This is a genomic window from Acinetobacter sp. NIPH 1852, assembly GCF_022549455.1.
GTDB lineage: Bacteria > Pseudomonadota > Gammaproteobacteria > Pseudomonadales > Moraxellaceae > Acinetobacter.
Genome location: NZ_JAKZGG010000010.1, coordinates 41,378 through 57,351, shown reverse-complemented (window position 1 = coordinate 57,351; position 15,974 = coordinate 41,378). Strand labels below are relative to the sequence as shown.

Here is a 15,974-nt window from a genome sequence, read left to right as displayed (position 1 = left end):
GATCTAGGAGTTAAAACATGACTACTCAACAATTTGAATCATGGAAACAGCCTGATGGCACTAGTTTAGATGATTGGTTAAACACACGTATTGCTCGTTTTGAAACACGTAAATATGACTTTGATGCGTTGAAGTTCCAAGCAGATTATGACCCGAAATATCGTCGTGCTCAAATGCGTTATATGGGTACTGGTGCAACAGGTGTGGTCAATGATGGCAACACGGTTCCAGCAGAAAACTTCACTTTTTCAACCATGGTACTACCTGCACAGTGTGAAGGTCCTTTGCATATTCATCACGATGTGGAAGAAGTGTTTTTCATGTTGCGTGGTGAGATTGATCTGTTCATTGAGCATAAGGGTGAGAAATTTCAAACCAAGCTGAAAGAGCGTGATCTGATTTCAATTCCCCCAGGGATTTATCGTGGTCTATTTAATCCTGGTCAAGAAGATGCCTTGATGTGTGTGATGTTAGGTGCTGGGAAACCAACCATTCCCAACTATCCACCTGAGCATCCATTGTCTCAAATCAAGCGTTAATTCGACGAATAAAAGTATTTGAGGAATGAAATGATGACTTTGATCGACATATTAGCCAAATACCCAGTGAAAACTATTGAGGTCAATGGTCAAGTGCAAGCCTACCGTGAAGCAGGTCAAGGACAACCACTGATTTTATTGCATGGGATTAGCTCGGGTTCAGCCTCTTGGGTGAATCAGCTCGATATGCTCAGTCATCATTTTCATGTCATTGCTTGGGATGCACCAGGTTATGGCATATCAACTGGCTTAAATACGGAACAGCCCAATGCCGCAGATTATGCACAACGTGTATTGGGTTTAATGGACGCTTTAGCGATTCAAAAAGCCATTGTGGTAGGGCATTCGCTTGGTGCGCTACAGGCCAGTGCTTTTGCTCATCTTTATCCTGAACGTGTGCAAACCTTAATCATCGCCAATGTGGCACAAGGCTACCAACGTGCAGATGATGAAACTAAAGCACAGGTCTATCAAAAACGCCCAAATATGCTGAAAAGCTTGGGCAATGCGGGCATGGCGGAGAGCCGTGGACCACATTTAATTTATAAACAAGAAGCTCAGGCACTTGCTTTGGTAAACGAGGTCATGAGTCATTTAACTTTAGATGGTTTTACGCGGGCATCGTATTTGCTGGCGTATGACGAAATCAGAAATTATTTAACCAATATCAACGTTCCTTGTGTGGTGATTGCAGGTGACAAGGATGAAATCACCCCTGCGCAAGCGATCAAGGAACTTGCTATCGAAATGCAATTGAGCCGATGTCATCTCATCACAGATGCAGGTCATCTGAGTTATGTCGATCAACCTGAACAGTTTAACGACATTGTTTTATCGGCAAATTAAGATTTAAACGAGAGATATGGATATGAGCTTCCAAGTTGAAGGAAAAGTAGCAGTGGTAACAGGTGGCTCGTCAGGCATTGGTTTGGCTGCTGTTGAAATTTTAGTTGCAGAGGGTGCCAAAGTGGCGTGGTGTGGTCGAGATGAGCAGCGGTTAGCAGCATCAAAACTTTATATTTTAGAGAAATATCCGCATGCCAACATTTTCACCAGTATTTGCAATGTTTTAGACAAAGAAGATGTAAAACGATTCGCACAACAAGTGAATCAAAATTTAGGCAATGTTGATATGTTGATCAATAACGCTGGTCAGGGTCGTGTGTCGAATTTTGAAAATACCCAAGATGAAGACTGGATGAAAGAAATTGAACTCAAGTATTTCAGTGTATTGCATCCCATCCGTGCATTTTTAAATGATTTAAAGCAATCAGCTTGTGGCTCGATTAGCAATGTCAATTCGTTGCTGGCATTGCAGCCCGAACCGCACATGATCGCAACCTCATCTGCACGTGCGGCATTGTTGAATTTGACGCATTCACTGGCGCATGAATTTACCCAATATGGTATTCGCGTGAACTCGATTTTGTTGGGTATGGTGGAGTCGGCTCAGTGGAAACGCCGTTTTGAAATCCGATCAGACCCAAATTTATCTTGGGAACAATGGACAGGAAATATTGCAAAGAGTCGTGGTATCCCGATGCAGCGTTTAGGAAAACCCGAAGAACCTGCACGTGCTTTGGTGTTCTTGGCTTCGCCATTGGCATCCTATACCACAGGTTCAACATTAGATGTCTCTGGTGGATTTAATAAACATTTATAAGGTGCTCACATGAAACAGTTGATGATGATCGGTTTTGGCGCGATGGCAGCAGAAGTGTATGCACATATGCCACATGACTTACAACTTAAATGGATTGTGGTACCTGTGCGGAGCGTGGAAAAAGTACAGGCACAAGTCTCGCCCGATGTTCAGGTGATTAGTTCAATTGATGAGTGTCACGGCAACCCTGATTATGTGATTGAAGTTGCTGGCCAAGCCGCTGTGAAAGAGCATGCTCAGAAGGTACTGGCGAAGGGTTGGACCATCGGTTTGATTTCTGTTGGAACTTTGGCTGATAACGATTTTCTCATTCAACTGAAAAATACGGCGGAACAACATGATGCACACTTACATCTGCTTGCAGGTGCAATTGCTGGAATCGATGGTATTTCTGCCGCGAAAGAAGGCGGTTTAGAAAGGGTTACCTACAAAGGCTGTAAAAGCCCAAATAGTTGGCGCGGAAGCTATGCCGAACAATTGGTTGATCTTGATCAGGTTCGTGAAGCAACGGTTTTTTTCCGTGGTACAGCCAGAGAGGCGGCATTGAAGTTTCCAGCCAATGCCAATGTCGCGGCAACTATTGCACTGGCAGGTTTGGGCATGGATGAAACCATGGTGGAGCTCACAGTTGATCCGACGATGAACAAGAATAAACACACCATCGTGGCAGAAGGGCTGTTTGGTGAAATGACCATTGAGTTGGTGGGGGTGCCATTGGCAAGCAATCCCAAAACCTCGACTTTGGCAGCACTAAGTGTGATTCGTGCGTGTCGCAATAGTGTTCAAGCGATTCAGATTTAAAAGGATTTGATCATGATAAAAGAAATTTATATCGCAGGTGAATGGCGATTAGGCAAAGGTGGTACGATTCAAAGTTTGTTTCCAGCAGATCAGTCTGTGAATGCTGAGATTTCAACCGCGAGTTTGGAAGATGTCAATGAAGCGATAGAGAAAGCGGATCTGGCATGGCGTAAAGCTGAATGGCGCAATAGCCTACCGCATGAACGTGCCCGTATTTTATATAAGGTAGCAGACATTATCGAAGCGCGTGTTGATGAACTTTCTAAACTACAAACACGTGATAATGGAAAGCCACTGGCGGAAACACGTGCCTTGACCATGAGTGCAGCTGCAACAGCGCGTTATGTGGCAGCAGCTTGTGAAACGATGAATGATGAATTGACCACGCAACGTGCAGCAGATTTCATGACCATGAGTGTGCATGAACCTGTGGGAGTGGTCGCGGCAATTACCCCTTGGAACTCACCGATTGCCAGTGAAGTACAAAAGCTTGCACCAGCCATTGCGGGCGGAAATGCTGTGATTTTAAAACCCGCAGAAGTGACTTCTTTGATCGCACTGGAATTAGCAAAAATCTTTGAAGAAGCCGGTTTACCTAAAGGTTTATTGAGTGTGCTTGTCGGACGTGGCTCGGTGATTGGTGATGCAATTGCGAAGCATCCACTGGTACGCAAAATTTCATTTACAGGTGGAACCAGTACAGGTCGCCATTTGGCACATATCGCAGCAGATAAACTCATCACAACATCTTTAGAACTTGGTGGTAAATCGCCAACGATTGTGATGCCAGATGCGGATATTGAACTCGCTGCGAAAGGTGTGGCTTATGGGATTTTTAGTTCCGCAGGACAGGCATGTATTGCAGGCGCTCGGTTGTTTGTGCATAGCAGTATTTATGAGCAATTCCTAAATCGTTTGGTTGAAATTACCAAAGGCTTACGTGTCGGACATCCTGAAACAGCAGGTGTGCATCTCGGTTCTTTGATTAATCCAAAACACTTAGCTTCGGTGGATGCTTATGTTCAATTGGCTAAAAAAGAAGGGGGGCAAGTCCTTGTTGGTGGTCATGCATTGACTGATGGCGAGTTAGCAAAGGGCAGTTTCTATTTACCGACCATTATCACAGGTCTCAATAACTCAGCACAAACTTGTCAGGAAGAAATTTTTGGTCCTGTGCTAGTCGTGATGAAATATGACGATGAAGCTGATCTGATTGCTCAAGCCAATGATAGTTGTTTTGGGCTTGCAGCAGGGATTTGGAGTGAAAATTACCGCAAGGCTTGGCAAATTGCCCGTGCTTTAGAAGTCGGTACAGTTTGGATCAATACCTATAAAAAATTCTCTATTTCAGCGCCGTTTGGTGGCTTTAAAGAAAGTGGTATCGGGCGTGAAAAAGGGCGTTTAGGCATTTTATCTTACATGCAGCAAAAAAGTATTTATATGGGATTGAGCGAGCAGCCAAATCCTTGGTGTGATTAATAAATTCATGGAATGAATAGTTTTTTTGAGGAATAAACCAATGACAGAACGTGTAAATGTAGGCGAAGCCATCGCGCGTGTTTTAGAAGCACATCAAGTAGAAAGTATTTATGGCGTGATCTCGATTCATAACTTGCCGATCGCTGATGCAGTTGGTCGCCGTGAAAAAATCCGTTTCGTGGCAGCACGTGGTGAAGCAGGTGCAGTGACAATGGCAGATGGTCATTCACGCTTTAAAGGTTTGGGTGTCGCTTTAACCAGTACAGGTGCGGGTGCAGGAAATGCAGTCGGGTCACTCATTGAAGCGATGAATGCAGGCAGTCCAGTATTGCATTTAACAGGTCAAGTTGAACGTGAATATTTAGATCGTGATGCAAGTTTCATTCATGAAACCAAAGATCAGCTCACGTTCTTACGTGCATCGAGCAAAGCAGCATTTCGTATTACTAGCCCTGACAATGCAGTCGGTGTGATTCGTGAAGCGATTCGAGTGGCAACCACCGTACCTATGGGGCCAGTCAGTGTTGAGCTACCGATTGATGTTCAAGCAGCTGAAATTGATTTACCACTGAATTTAGGTCCAGTCAAAGCCCTCGAATTGCCGCAGGCTGAGCAAGTTGAAGTGGATTTGATTGTTGATGAAATCAAGAAAGCCAAACGTCCAATTTTTTGGATTGGCGGCGGTACGCTGAATAGTGTCGATGAAGTCAAAGCGATTGCTGACTTGGGTATTCCAGTGGTGTCATCAACGCATGCGCGTGGTGTATTGGCAGATGATCATCCACGTAGCCTAGGTGCATTCCATAACTCAGCAGGTGTTGAGCAACTTTTAAAAGATGCTGATTTATTAGTTGTGGTTGGCTCTCGCTTACGCAGTAACGAAACCAAAACCTACTCTGTGGAGTTCCCTGACAATATTATTCAAGTTGATGCCAACCCTGTCGCACAGCAACGTAATTACAAAATTCGCAACTTTATCTGTGGCGATGCCAAAGATGTATTGCAACGTGTATTGACTGGCTTACAAGGTGTATCAAAGGTCGATGCAGAATATGATGCAGCCGTGGTTCAAGCAAAACAGGCTGCAATAGATGCCTTACGTACACAGCTTGATCAATATGCTTTGATCTGTGATTACCTTCGTACAGCATTGCCACAAGACGGCATATTTGTGCGTGATATCACCATGTCAGGCAGTACGTGGGGCAGTCGTTTATTCCCAGTACAAGCACCAAACCAAAATATTCACTCTTTAGCAGGCGCAATTGGTTTAGGTTTAGCAACCGCAATTGGCGCTTCGATTGCCAATCCTGACAAGAAAGTCATTGGTTTGGTCGGTGATGGTGGTCTGATGCTCGGGATCGGTGAGATTGCGACGATGGCGCAAGAAAATACCAATATGGTGCTCATGATCATGAATGATGGTGGTTATGGGGTGATGCGCGGCATCCAAAAAAATTACTTTGGTGGTCGTCAATATTTCAATGAATTGCATACCCCAGACTACAAAGTTCTAGGTGAGGCGATGGGGGTGAAAAGCTGGAAAGTCGCTAGTGCTGATGAGTTTAAAGCTGTGATTCAAGAAGCCGTTGTATTCCAAGGACCAACGGTCATTGAACTCGATATGAACTCGATTGGCCCACTTAACTTTGCTGGACCACCGCAGAAAAAATTGTACTAATCCGTTTGGGCATTGGGTCATTGGGAGGTGTTTCCGAATGTCGAGATAAGTTGTAGGCAAATTTTTTTGCCTACAATGGGGTGGAAACTATGTTTTACAGGTAAAACAAAAACAGGCCAACAGGATCGTTGGAACAAAAGCGAAGGAATATGATATGAATAAGACATTTATTATTGCGATGTTTGCTGCATTGTCTCTGGGTACGACCACCAATGTATTTGCACAAAGCTCAGCATTAGAATGGAAAAGTGAAGACGGAACGGATTCTGTCAAACTCGGTGGCGTGGTTCGACTCAATCAACGCTATGAAAATTGGGAAGGGCCAAATGGTGGCTTTGGCAAACTCTATTTTGATATTTTCAGAATTGATCTGAAAGGTAAATTTGACGACGCCTATTTTAATGCGAGTTATCTTTTCCAAGATCAAGGAAAACGCTCAATTGAGAAAGCCTATGTCGGTTATAACCTCAATGAGAATCACAGCATCGAGGCTGGTTTGGTCTATAAGCCTTTTGCAATTTATCCTTATCCACAAAATGGTTGGACTTACCACATTCCATTTTTCTTGGGATATGGAAATAATATCGCACCCGGCTTGAATTGGAATTTTCAGAATAAAGACTGGGATATGAAGCTCGGCTATTATCCTGAAATGCTCGCAACCAATTTACGATACTCACCTGAAAGTGCCACTTATGATGATTTGGCTGAAAATGCGTTTCCAACACAGCAAGCCTATCAAAATGAAAAACGTCATCAGGTGAATACACGGATTGTACGCAAGTTAGAGACGGAGTTTGGTAAACAAGAGTTTGGCGTATCAGGGGCGATTGCTCAGCTACACAACAAGATTACTGATAAAGATGGTAAGTATTATGCTGTTGGTTTGCATACAGATAACAATTACAAACGCTTTAATTTACAAAGTTCGGTGATTCATTATCAGTATGATGCGAAAAATCCTGACGGTGTAAATAGCGATATGACCTTGATGGGCGCGAATGGGTTTACACCTGCCTACTTTATTGCTTCTGAAGGAACGATTGCCAGTTTAAACCTTGCTTATACCTTACCCGTTCAAGACATGGGGAAACTCAAAGCAATCCGTTTCTACAATGATTATAGTTACTTAGACAAAAAACGGGATGATTGGTCTGATTCGCAAATGAATACCACAGGGATGATGTTTATTGCTTCGCCATTTATGGTGTGGACTGATTATACATGGGGTAAAAACGCCAATATCATTGGTGGTGCAACCAATGCCACAGGCTTTACTTCAACCGTCTCTCCAAATAGTGACAAATGGCTTTATCGTATTAATTTGAATATTGGATTTAGTTTTTAAATTGACTGTATATACTTATCAGGAGGAGTAAGCCAGTTTTATGGTTTACTCTTTTTTATATCTAATTTTTTAAGATATTTAAGCCAAAAAATGTGTTTTTCTGTATTCTGAAGGGGAAACATGTTCCCAATGTTTAAATGCTCGGCTGAAGGCACTTTGTTCTGCATAGCCCAGTAGAAGTGCGATTTCGGTCAGTGAAAGTGCTGATTTAGTCAGATAAGTTTTTGCAAGTTCTGAACGAATATTTTTGATTAAGTCGCTGTATTGTAGGTTATAAGTACTTAACTTTCGATAAAAGCTTCGTAAAGACATATTTAATTGATTGGCAATATTCTCAGCAGAGGGTTCGCCAATTTTAAGCATATTGACGATTAATAACTGTAAATCTTTTAAAAAGGTATCTGGATTTGGAATAGTATTTAACAGTGCTTCAGCTTGTTGGTCTAATAGTTTCCTAAGATAAGGGTCACTACTTGGGATTGGAAGGTGAAGAATTTCAAGTGGTAGCCATAACCGTAAAACCTCAGAATCAAAGATAACTGGACAACCATAGACCTGTGGATAGGGAGTTGTATCTGCTGGTGCAATTGCCGAAAACTCTATTTTCAAGGGTGCAATCTCGGGACGCTGCAGAATCTTTCGAATTGTACTCAGCACGCCAGAAATCAATACCTCATTAGAAAGTTGTGAATTTTTATGCACCACAGGAGTCCAACACATGCAAAAGCTATCTTCTTTTTGAACAATTGAAAATGAAGCTGAATTTTGCAAAATAGGTTGGAAATTCTTAAAACAATTCAAAAAATTATTCAGGTCAGGGTTGGAAAGCGCTAAATAACCTAAAATATGAATATGATGAGGTTCTGCCAGCTCACCAATATAATGACCTAATACTGGGGTCGGATGTTGTTGATAGATTTCCTCTAGTAAATTCCACCATTTATACAGCGGCATTCTTGATTGATGGGCATACTGTTTAGTCAGTTCATCTAACTGAAAATTTGAAATATTATTTCGCTGTAAATACTTTGCGATCAGTTCCAAGAGAACTGAGGGGATACTTGGCATTTCAGTCATAATTGCTCTGTTGGTATCAAAGTCAAATCCTTTAACCTAGTGTAAATAAAACATTAAATCCATAAGCTTGAATCTATTTACCAAGTAATTTTAACGTATTCAACCCAAAGAATCTTTATCATCAAAGGACAGAATAGCTGTGTTCACATCCTAAAATGTCTAATTAAAATTTATAGAATTAAGTCATGCTTTAAAAATTAGTATTCATCAATTTGACTTTAATTATTTTGAAGTGGCATCTATGGTCAAGCTTTTTTCATTAAATGTTATTACTTTCCACTGATATTTCTTTTAATTGATCTTCATGATGATTGAGAGATTTTACTGGAAGGATTTTATATTTTGGAGTGGGAAATGTCAGATTTAGATCGAGATGTAGTTACTAATGATTATTTGCTTGATGTGATTATTATTGGTGCAGGCTTTTCTGGAATTGCGGCAGGAGTAAGACTCAAGGAGGCAAAGATCAATAATTTTATTATTATTGAAAAATCAACTGAGGTTGGTGGTGTCTGGCGAGAAAATACCTATCCTGGTTGTGAATGTGATATTCCATCTTCTCTTTACTCTTATTCATTTGCTCCAAATCCAGATTGGAGCCATGTTTTTGCTAAACAAAAAGAGATACAGCAATATATAAAAGATGTGACGAGACGCTTCAAAATTGATCAAAATATTGTATTTAATACTGAGTTAGTCAAAGCATCTTGGTCGAATGAACAACAAATTTGGTTGATTGAAACCAATACCGGTCGATATAAATCAAAATTTGTATTCTTCGCGGCTGGTCCTTTAAGTGAACCTGTTACTCCTGTAGTCAAAGGTTTAGAGCGATTTAAGGGAAAAATATTCCATTCTGCTCAATGGGATCACTCAATTGATTTAAACAAGAAACGAGTTGCCGTCATTGGAACAGGTGCTTCAGCAATACAGATTATTCCTGCGATTCAACCTATAGTGGATAAGCTCTATGTATTTCAAAGAACAGCACCTTGGGTTATTCCAAAACCGAATATGATAATTGGCAATGTACCGAAAAAGGTACAGCATAAAGTTCCTTTTACAATGCACTCAATACGACGTTTGACCAGTATTTCTATGGATATGTTTAGCTCAAGCGTAAATCAACCTAAGACTTTAGAGGTATTAGGAAAAGGATTGATTAACTGGATGCATTATCAGATTAAAGATCCTGTATTACGTGAAAAGGTTACTCCAAAATTTACAATGGGTTGCAAACGAATTCTATTTTCAAATACGTATTATCCAGCATTGGCCGCAGAGAATGTAGAACTCATTGATCAAGGTGTTAGAGAAATCACCAAAAATGGTATTTTAGTTGATGGAAAAGAAATCCCATTAGACATTGTTGTTTGGAGTACTGGTTTTGAAGTTGCAAAACCTCCGATTGCAAAACGTATTATTAATAAAAATGGCACTTTGCTGGATGATGTCTGGCTCAAAAATACGGTACAAGCTTATAAAGGGTGTATGATTAAAGATCTTCCCAATGCCTTTATGGTTCTTGGGCCAAATAGTATTAGTTATAACTCCTTAATTTCTACTGCTGAAAATCAAATTAATTATGCTGTAAATGCAATAGAATTTGTATTGAATAATAAATTAAATAGTTTTGAAATAATACATTTTGCTGATGATCAATATAATCATAAACTACGAAATAAGCTGAATGGAACAGTATTTAATCAAGGTGGTTGTTCAAGTTACTATTTAGATGAAAATAAGGTTAATGTTTCTATTTATCCTTGGACTATGCAGTATATGAAAAATGATTTAGAGGAATTTGATCATTCTAACTATCACTTCAAATAGATAGCACATTAGACTTCTTTCATAAACTCCTTTTCTTTCTCCTGATGAGAGAAGTATAAAAGGTTTAAATACTTATGAAAGAAGTCTAGTATTTTAAAATCTTATGACATACATAAGGTTTTTTTGTGATCGTTTTATATTGAGCTGGAAAAATAGGCACTTATAAAGTGCCTAAAAATAGGAAGCATTTTAATAATTTAAGCCATTAGCAAACACGTAGTTTACTTAAAGATTTGACTGCTGGCGAATTTTCTAGAACTTGTAATGCTTTCATGGTGTCGCCCTCGAAATAAGGATGATAATTTGGCTTAATCCAGTGTCTTAAGCTAAAGAATACTGCTAAAAAACTTGGTACTTGATTCGTCCGCGCATTTTCGATGACCGTTTGACCTAGAGCACGAATGAGTCCATAGCTGCTATATGATTTTGCTTGCTTATCTTGTTGTGCTAGTTTTTTAAAGCATTGATAAATCGAAAGTGTGAATACAGGTGCTACAGCCATCATGATCATTTGGCGTTGTAGATAAGCCAATATTTTATTTTCTTCACCACATAAATGCATATATAAATCAAAAGCTACACTACGATGTTCTACTTCCTCTGCAAGATGCCAAGTCATAAGATCAGACATAATTTCATCTGCTGTTTTATTTTGCCATGGTTTGTCATTTAAACACCAAGTACCAAGCATGGTTGTAAAATGTTCAACAGCTGATGCCATGCCTACACGGATGGTTAACCAACGATATTCTAGTTTTTTTGATAATACTAAGCCAAGGGGAGAAGTATTGAGTTGTTTGAATATCATATCTAAAGAAGAAATAAATTCATCAATCTCATAGCCATAATATCTTAAATAATCTTGTGCAACTTTATGCGCCGAGGCATGATGAGCTTCCTGATGCACAAATCCTTTTACATCGGCACGAAGTTTTTCATCTGTGACATAAGGCAGTGCTTCATTAAAGGAACGGCACATCCATAATTCACCTACTGGCAAAATTAAATGAACGGCATTAATTAAATGAGTGGCAAAAGGGTTGTCATAGATCCAGTGCTCAGGAGTTTGACTAAAATCAAATTGGACACGGCGTTGTTCTAGAAAGTGATTTTCTAATCGTTGTTTAGGGTGCATGCCTGTTCTCCTTAATTTACGGCTTTTAGAAAATAATGGCTCAGTTGTTCGGCATTCTGGGACGGAATCCAGTGAGTCGCATCTAGATGTACTTCCTCATAAGGGCCTGCAAAAAACTGTTTATTGAGCTGGGCACTTTTCTTGCCAATGGCAATATCTTTATTGCCCCAAATAAACAGAGTGGGAACTTTGACTTTCTTAAAGGTTGAGCCAATAGGGGCCAGTGGCATACTGCGATACCAGTTAATAGCTGTGCCAATACGATTTTCTTTAATAAAGTATTGATTAAAATCATTTAGTTGCTCAGGAGTCATGCCTGAATTCTTTAATAAATAATTGCTTAGAAATCTAGATCTCTTAAATAGCAGTTCAGGGATAAACGGCAACTGAAAAAAGCCAATATAGTAAGAAGTGAAGATTTGAGTGCTACTTAGCATCGCTTTTAGAAATGCACCAGTATGAGGGACGGAAACCAATGTGAGATGTTTAACTAAATCTGGATATTGAAGTGAGAGTTCGCATGCCACAATTGAACCCCAATCGTGGCCGATGACATAAACAGGTTGTCCCTGTAGATCTATGAATGCTTTTACATCAGCAACCAATTCATTGATGCTGTATTGAAAACGCCCTTTGGGAGACGCTGCTATGCTATAGCCACGTTGTTCTATAGCAAATGTTCGGAAGTTATGTTGATTTAAAATCTTAGAGGTTGCTTGCCAGCTTTGCGCAGTTTCTGGAAAGCCATGTAAAAGAATGACGGGTTTTCCATTTATAGGACCTGAATCAATGACCTTGAAAATCAGGTTGTTACGGTGATATTCGCTGTATCTAGTCTCTGTCTGTTTTGCCATGCTGATCTACTTACAAAATAAGCCTATTTCAATCGATAGTAGTCGGCAGTGTAGGACTTGTCTTGACAGTGGATGATGCGATTTAACTTAGTGTGCCATACACTGAGTTTTTATTCATTTGGGGATATAGCTTGGACTTATTATTTTAAAACAAAAAAGCAAAGCCGAGGCTTTGCTTTTTTAATTTTCTGAAAAACTTAGATTTTGTTAATCAAATCATTGATTTGTTTTGCTTGTTCAGCCGCATTACCTGTATATGTCGCAGGTGTAAGCTCTGCTAAACGCGCGCGTTCATCTGCTGGTACTTGTAATAGTTCATCACCATTCACGAAATCAACCATCATGTCACGTGTCATTGCTTGACCACGCGTCAATGCTTTTAATTTTTCGTATGGTTTTTCAACGTTATAACGACGCATAACGGTTTGAATTGGCTCGGCAAGCACTTCTTGCGCTTGGTCTAGATCTTCATTAATACGCTGTGCATTCAGCTCAAGTTTGCCGACACCTTTTAAGCATGCATCAAAAGCAATCAAGCTTTGTGCAAAACCAACACCCATGTTACGGAGTACAGTTGAGTCAGTTAAGTCACGCTGCCAACGAGAAACAGGAAGTTTTTCACCGAGGTGACTCAATACTGCATTGGCAATACCTAAGTTACCTTCAGAGTTTTCAAAGTCAATTGGATTCACTTTGTGTGGCATCGTTGAGGAACCCACTTCGCCATCTTTTAACTTCTGTTTGAAGTAACCAAGCGAGATATAACCCCAAACGTCACGGTTAAAGTCGATCAAGATGGTGTTATAACGACGTAATGCATCAAACAATTCAGCCATATAGTCATGTGGCTCAATTTGTGTGGTGTATGGGTTAAATGCTAAACCTAAAGACTCAACAAATGCTTGTGCATGCACTGCCCAGTCAATTTCTGGATAAGCAGAAAGGTGAGCATTGTAGTTACCAACTGCGCCATTGATTTTGCCAAGTAATTCAACATTTTCAAATTGCTTGATCTGACGTGCTAAACGATAGGCAACGTTTGCCATTTCTTTACCCAATGTAGTTGGGCTAGCGGTTTGACCATGGGTACGAGACAACATTGGTTGTTCAGCATGTGTAGTTGCCAAAGCTGAAATCGCATTTAAAAGTTGCTTCATACTTGAAACTAAAACTTCACGACCATTTTTAAGCATCAATGCATGAGACAAGTTGTTGATGTCTTCTGACGTACATGCAAAGTGAATAAATTCACCTGCATTTTTTAATTCATCAATGTTGGCAATTTTTTCTTTAAGGAAATATTCAACTGCTTTTACATCGTGATTGGTGGTGCGTTCGATCTCTTTAATGCGGTTGGCATCTTGCTCTGAGAAGTCTGCAACAATCGCATCTAAAGCGGCATTGGTTTCAGCGGAGAATGCTGGAACTTCGATGATTTCTGCACGATTTGCCAGTGCTTGTAACCAACGCACTTCAACTGTGACTCGAGCGTGGATTAAACCAAACTCAGACAAAAAAGGGCGTAGTGCATCGCATTTGCTTGCATAACGTCCATCAAGTGGTGAGAGTGCGGTTAAAGCATTCATACAGATTCCTTAAATTTAAGTCTCTCCTTGTGGGAGAGATTTAGAGAGGGTACATAAAAGGCATAAAAATAAATTCGTTGTAGCATCGGTTTAAACCACCTGATACTGCAAACGAGCGAGAGCTTGAATATCGTGCAATAATTTACGTTTGCTAAAAATCATACCCCACGAACTGCCACCGAGTTGTCGCCATAAGTGTGCAAGCTGTATGCCGGTAAACAGACAAGCTCGAATGCGATTGGTATGGTTCATATCTTTGAAGGCTTCAGCATTGCCACGGACTAAAATCCGTGGATTAATTTGACCCGCAGTTTCAACATAAGTTTGCGCTAAACTGGCAATAATACTTGGGTGTAAATAGTTATTATCGAAAAAAGACAACTGTTTTAAGATTTTTTGTTGTGCTTTTTCAATGATTTTTACATATTCTGGGTTGCTGTAAACTTTCTTTTCTAACTGCAATAGTGCCATTGCATAAGACATTGGAAGTTTGGCAGTGCCCAGTTTAGGAACTCTTGATTTAGGCGCGGTATTAAAAGGCTGAGTAATACAGCCTTCTAGGGTTTTTAAGCCCAATGAAATATCAGCGAGTTGATTAAAAAAATCTAAAGTCTGCGTTGCACTATTACTGGCGGGACGAATATTTAAACTGGCTTTGATCAGTAGTTCTAAATAGAAATTACCACTGTCACCAATACTTTGTTGACCTGCCATCGCCGTCATATGCGTAAGCTGAGTTGCCTGAAAGACAGCCGCCAATGCCAAAGCACGGTTTTGTCTAACATTCAACGCTTGAGTGGGCTGAAAGGGGAACTCCGCCATGCTTCGCTTCCAATGTCCTTAAATAAAATCTGGCTGAGGTGCATTGGTATGGTGAATAACACCACCGCCTAAGCAGACCTCTCCTGAATAAAACACCACACTTTGCCCTGAGGTAACGGCTCTTTGTGATTCATCAAATTCAACACGAATTCCGTTTTCTGTCTGTTCATCGCGGTAAATTGTACATGCTTGATCCGACTGACGATAACGCGTTTTAGCAGTACATCGGAAACCTGTGCTCGGAATTTCTTGTTCACCAGCAACCCAATCAATCGACTCACTCCAAAGCTGTGTACTTTGCATGAGTGGATGTTCGTGTCCCTGTCCAATCACCAGTCGGTTATTGGCAATATCTTTGTGTAATACGAACCATGCACCTTCTTGTGCACCCTTCATACCACCAATCCCGATACCACCGCGCTGACCCAGCGTATAGTACATTAAGCCGTGATGTTCACCAACTTCTTTACCATTGTCTAAAACAATTTTTCCAGCTTGAGCAGGGAGGTATTGTTTTAAGAAATCACTAAAACGACGCTCACCAATAAAACAGATCCCTGTTGAATCTTTTTTCTTGGCTGTAGCGAGATCTAATTCTTCTGCGATTTTGCGTACCTGAGGTTTTTCAATTTCACCAACAGGGAACAATGTTTTATTAATTTCACGACCATGAACTGCATGGAGGAAATAGGTCTGATCTTTATTATTATCTACACCACGTAATAACGGTGCATACGTTTCACCACGTGAGTTTTGCATCGTTGCACCGCGACGCGCATAGTGACCAGTTGCAATAAAATCTGCGCCAAGAGTCATCGCGTGATCGAGGAAAGCACGGAATTTAATTTCTTTATTACAGAGTATATCTGGGTTGGGTGTGCGACCAGCGGCATATTCTGCTAAGAAGTGCTCAAACACACGATCCCAATACTCCATCGCAAAGTTCGCGGTATGAAGTTTGATACCAATCTTATCTGCAACGGCTTGAGCATCAGCCAAGTCTTCTAGTGCTGTGCAATATTCCGTACCATCATCTTCTTCCCAGTTCTTCATGAAAAGACCTTCAACTTGATATCCTTGTTGAAGTAAAAGCGCGGCAGAAACAGAGGAATCTACACCACCAGACATACCGACGATGACACGTTGTTGCATAGGA

General features: G+C 40.5%; 14 protein-coding genes. 8 read left to right on the top strand and 6 right to left on the bottom strand.

Features of this window, described 5'->3' with window-relative positions:
• The first annotated feature begins 17 nt into the window (after positions 1–17).
• The 7 genes from MMO38_RS09755 to MMO38_RS09725 all read left to right on the top strand — a co-directional run bounded on the left by MMO38_RS09755 (position 18) and on the right by MMO38_RS09725 (position 7,511).
• The gene (locus tag MMO38_RS09755) at positions 18–539 is read left to right on the top strand and encodes a cupin domain-containing protein (protein ID WP_241323400.1); all 522 of its coding nucleotides are present in this window, start codon (positions 18–20) and stop codon (positions 537–539) included.
• Positions 540–569: 30 nt separating this feature from the next.
• Positions 570–1,385: an alpha/beta hydrolase gene (locus MMO38_RS09750; RefSeq protein ID WP_241323399.1), complete on the top strand. Its 816-nt coding sequence runs from the start codon at positions 570–572 to the stop codon at positions 1,383–1,385.
• Positions 1,386–1,407: 22 nt separating this feature from the next.
• Entirely contained in the window at positions 1,408–2,202 is a 795-nt protein-coding gene (locus tag MMO38_RS09745; RefSeq protein WP_241323398.1) for an SDR family oxidoreductase, read from the top strand.
• Positions 2,203–2,211: 9 nt separating this feature from the next.
• Positions 2,212–3,003 carry an aspartate dehydrogenase gene (locus tag MMO38_RS09740; protein ID WP_241323397.1) on the top strand — a complete coding sequence of 264 codons (792 nt, stop codon included), beginning with the start codon at positions 2,212–2,214 and terminating at the stop codon, positions 3,001–3,003.
• A gap of 12 nt (positions 3,004–3,015) precedes the next feature.
• Entirely contained in the window at positions 3,016–4,482 is a 1,467-nt protein-coding gene (locus tag MMO38_RS09735) for an aldehyde dehydrogenase (protein WP_241323396.1), read from the top strand.
• Positions 4,483–4,522: 40 nt separating this feature from the next.
• A complete protein-coding gene (locus MMO38_RS09730; RefSeq protein WP_241323395.1) occupies positions 4,523–6,163 on the top strand; it encodes a thiamine pyrophosphate-binding protein in 1,641 nt (546 codons plus the stop codon).
• Positions 6,164–6,317: 154 nt separating this feature from the next.
• Positions 6,318–7,511 (top strand): hypothetical protein, encoded by a 1,194-nt coding sequence (locus tag MMO38_RS09725; RefSeq protein WP_241323394.1) that lies wholly within the window; start codon positions 6,318–6,320, stop codon positions 7,509–7,511.
• A gap of 78 nt (positions 7,512–7,589) precedes the next feature.
• On the opposite strand, the gene MMO38_RS09720 is transcribed toward MMO38_RS09725, so the two are convergent.
• Positions 7,590–8,588: an AraC family transcriptional regulator gene (locus MMO38_RS09720; RefSeq protein ID WP_241323393.1), complete on the bottom strand. Its 999-nt coding sequence runs from the start codon at positions 8,586–8,588 to the stop codon at positions 7,590–7,592.
• A 354-nt stretch (positions 8,589–8,942) separates the two neighbouring features.
• Here MMO38_RS09720 and MMO38_RS09715 point away from each other — a divergent pair, with 354 nt between their 5' ends.
• Positions 8,943–10,421, top strand: coding sequence for an NAD(P)/FAD-dependent oxidoreductase (locus tag MMO38_RS09715; protein ID WP_241323392.1), 1,479 nt, complete (start codon positions 8,943–8,945; stop codon positions 10,419–10,421).
• A gap of 205 nt (positions 10,422–10,626) precedes the next feature.
• Here the strand turns inward: MMO38_RS09715 and MMO38_RS09710 are convergent, their stop codons facing one another.
• From MMO38_RS09710 to mnmA, 5 genes are all read right to left on the bottom strand, one after another.
• Positions 10,627–11,556, bottom strand: coding sequence for a metal-dependent hydrolase (locus MMO38_RS09710; protein WP_241323391.1), 930 nt, complete (start codon positions 11,554–11,556; stop codon positions 10,627–10,629).
• An 11-nt stretch (positions 11,557–11,567) separates the two neighbouring features.
• Entirely contained in the window at positions 11,568–12,410 is an 843-nt protein-coding gene (locus tag MMO38_RS09705; protein ID WP_241323390.1) for an alpha/beta hydrolase, read from the bottom strand.
• A 197-nt stretch (positions 12,411–12,607) separates the two neighbouring features.
• Entirely contained in the window at positions 12,608–13,996 is a 1,389-nt protein-coding gene (gene purB, locus MMO38_RS09700) for an adenylosuccinate lyase (RefSeq protein WP_241323389.1), read from the bottom strand.
• A gap of 90 nt (positions 13,997–14,086) precedes the next feature.
• Positions 14,087–14,818, bottom strand: coding sequence for a high frequency lysogenization protein HflD (gene hflD, locus MMO38_RS09695; protein WP_004671904.1), 732 nt, complete (start codon positions 14,816–14,818; stop codon positions 14,087–14,089).
• 18 nt (positions 14,819–14,836) lie between these two features.
• On the bottom strand, positions 14,837–15,970 hold the full coding sequence (mnmA, locus tag MMO38_RS09690; protein WP_241323388.1) for a tRNA 2-thiouridine(34) synthase MnmA: 1,134 nt from the start codon (positions 15,968–15,970) through the stop codon (positions 14,837–14,839).
• Between the last annotated feature and the right edge of the window lie 4 nt (positions 15,971–15,974).

Excerpts from the sequence above, each read along its gene's own strand:
- MMO38_RS09720 (WP_241323393.1), bottom strand. The coding sequence starts at position 8,588 with ATGACTGAAATGCCAAGTATCCCCTCAGTTCTCTTGGAACTGATCGCA.
- MMO38_RS09745 (WP_241323398.1), top strand. The coding sequence starts at position 1,408 with ATGAGCTTCCAAGTTGAAGGAAAAGTAGCAGTGGTAACAGGTGGCTCG.
- MMO38_RS09735 (WP_241323396.1), top strand. The coding sequence starts at position 3,016 with ATGATAAAAGAAATTTATATCGCAGGTGAATGGCGATTAGGCAAAGGT.
- MMO38_RS09725 (WP_241323394.1), top strand. The coding sequence starts at position 6,318 with ATGAATAAGACATTTATTATTGCGATGTTTGCTGCATTGTCTCTGGGT.
- MMO38_RS09755 (WP_241323400.1), top strand. The coding sequence starts at position 18 with ATGACTACTCAACAATTTGAATCATGGAAACAGCCTGATGGCACTAGT.
- MMO38_RS09750 (WP_241323399.1), top strand. The coding sequence starts at position 570 with ATGATGACTTTGATCGACATATTAGCCAAATACCCAGTGAAAACTATT.
- MMO38_RS09715 (WP_241323392.1), top strand. The coding sequence starts at position 8,943 with ATGTCAGATTTAGATCGAGATGTAGTTACTAATGATTATTTGCTTGAT.
- MMO38_RS09710 (WP_241323391.1), bottom strand. The coding sequence starts at position 11,556 with ATGCACCCTAAACAACGATTAGAAAATCACTTTCTAGAACAACGCCGT.
- hflD (WP_004671904.1), bottom strand. The coding sequence starts at position 14,818 with ATGGCGGAGTTCCCCTTTCAGCCCACTCAAGCGTTGAATGTTAGACAA.
- MMO38_RS09730 (WP_241323395.1), top strand. The coding sequence starts at position 4,523 with ATGACAGAACGTGTAAATGTAGGCGAAGCCATCGCGCGTGTTTTAGAA.
- mnmA (WP_241323388.1), bottom strand. The coding sequence starts at position 15,970 with ATGCAACAACGTGTCATCGTCGGTATGTCTGGTGGTGTAGATTCCTCT.
- purB (WP_241323389.1), bottom strand. The coding sequence starts at position 13,996 with ATGAATGCTTTAACCGCACTCTCACCACTTGATGGACGTTATGCAAGC.
- MMO38_RS09705 (WP_241323390.1), bottom strand. The coding sequence starts at position 12,410 with ATGGCAAAACAGACAGAGACTAGATACAGCGAATATCACCGTAACAAC.
- MMO38_RS09740 (WP_241323397.1), top strand. The coding sequence starts at position 2,212 with ATGAAACAGTTGATGATGATCGGTTTTGGCGCGATGGCAGCAGAAGTG.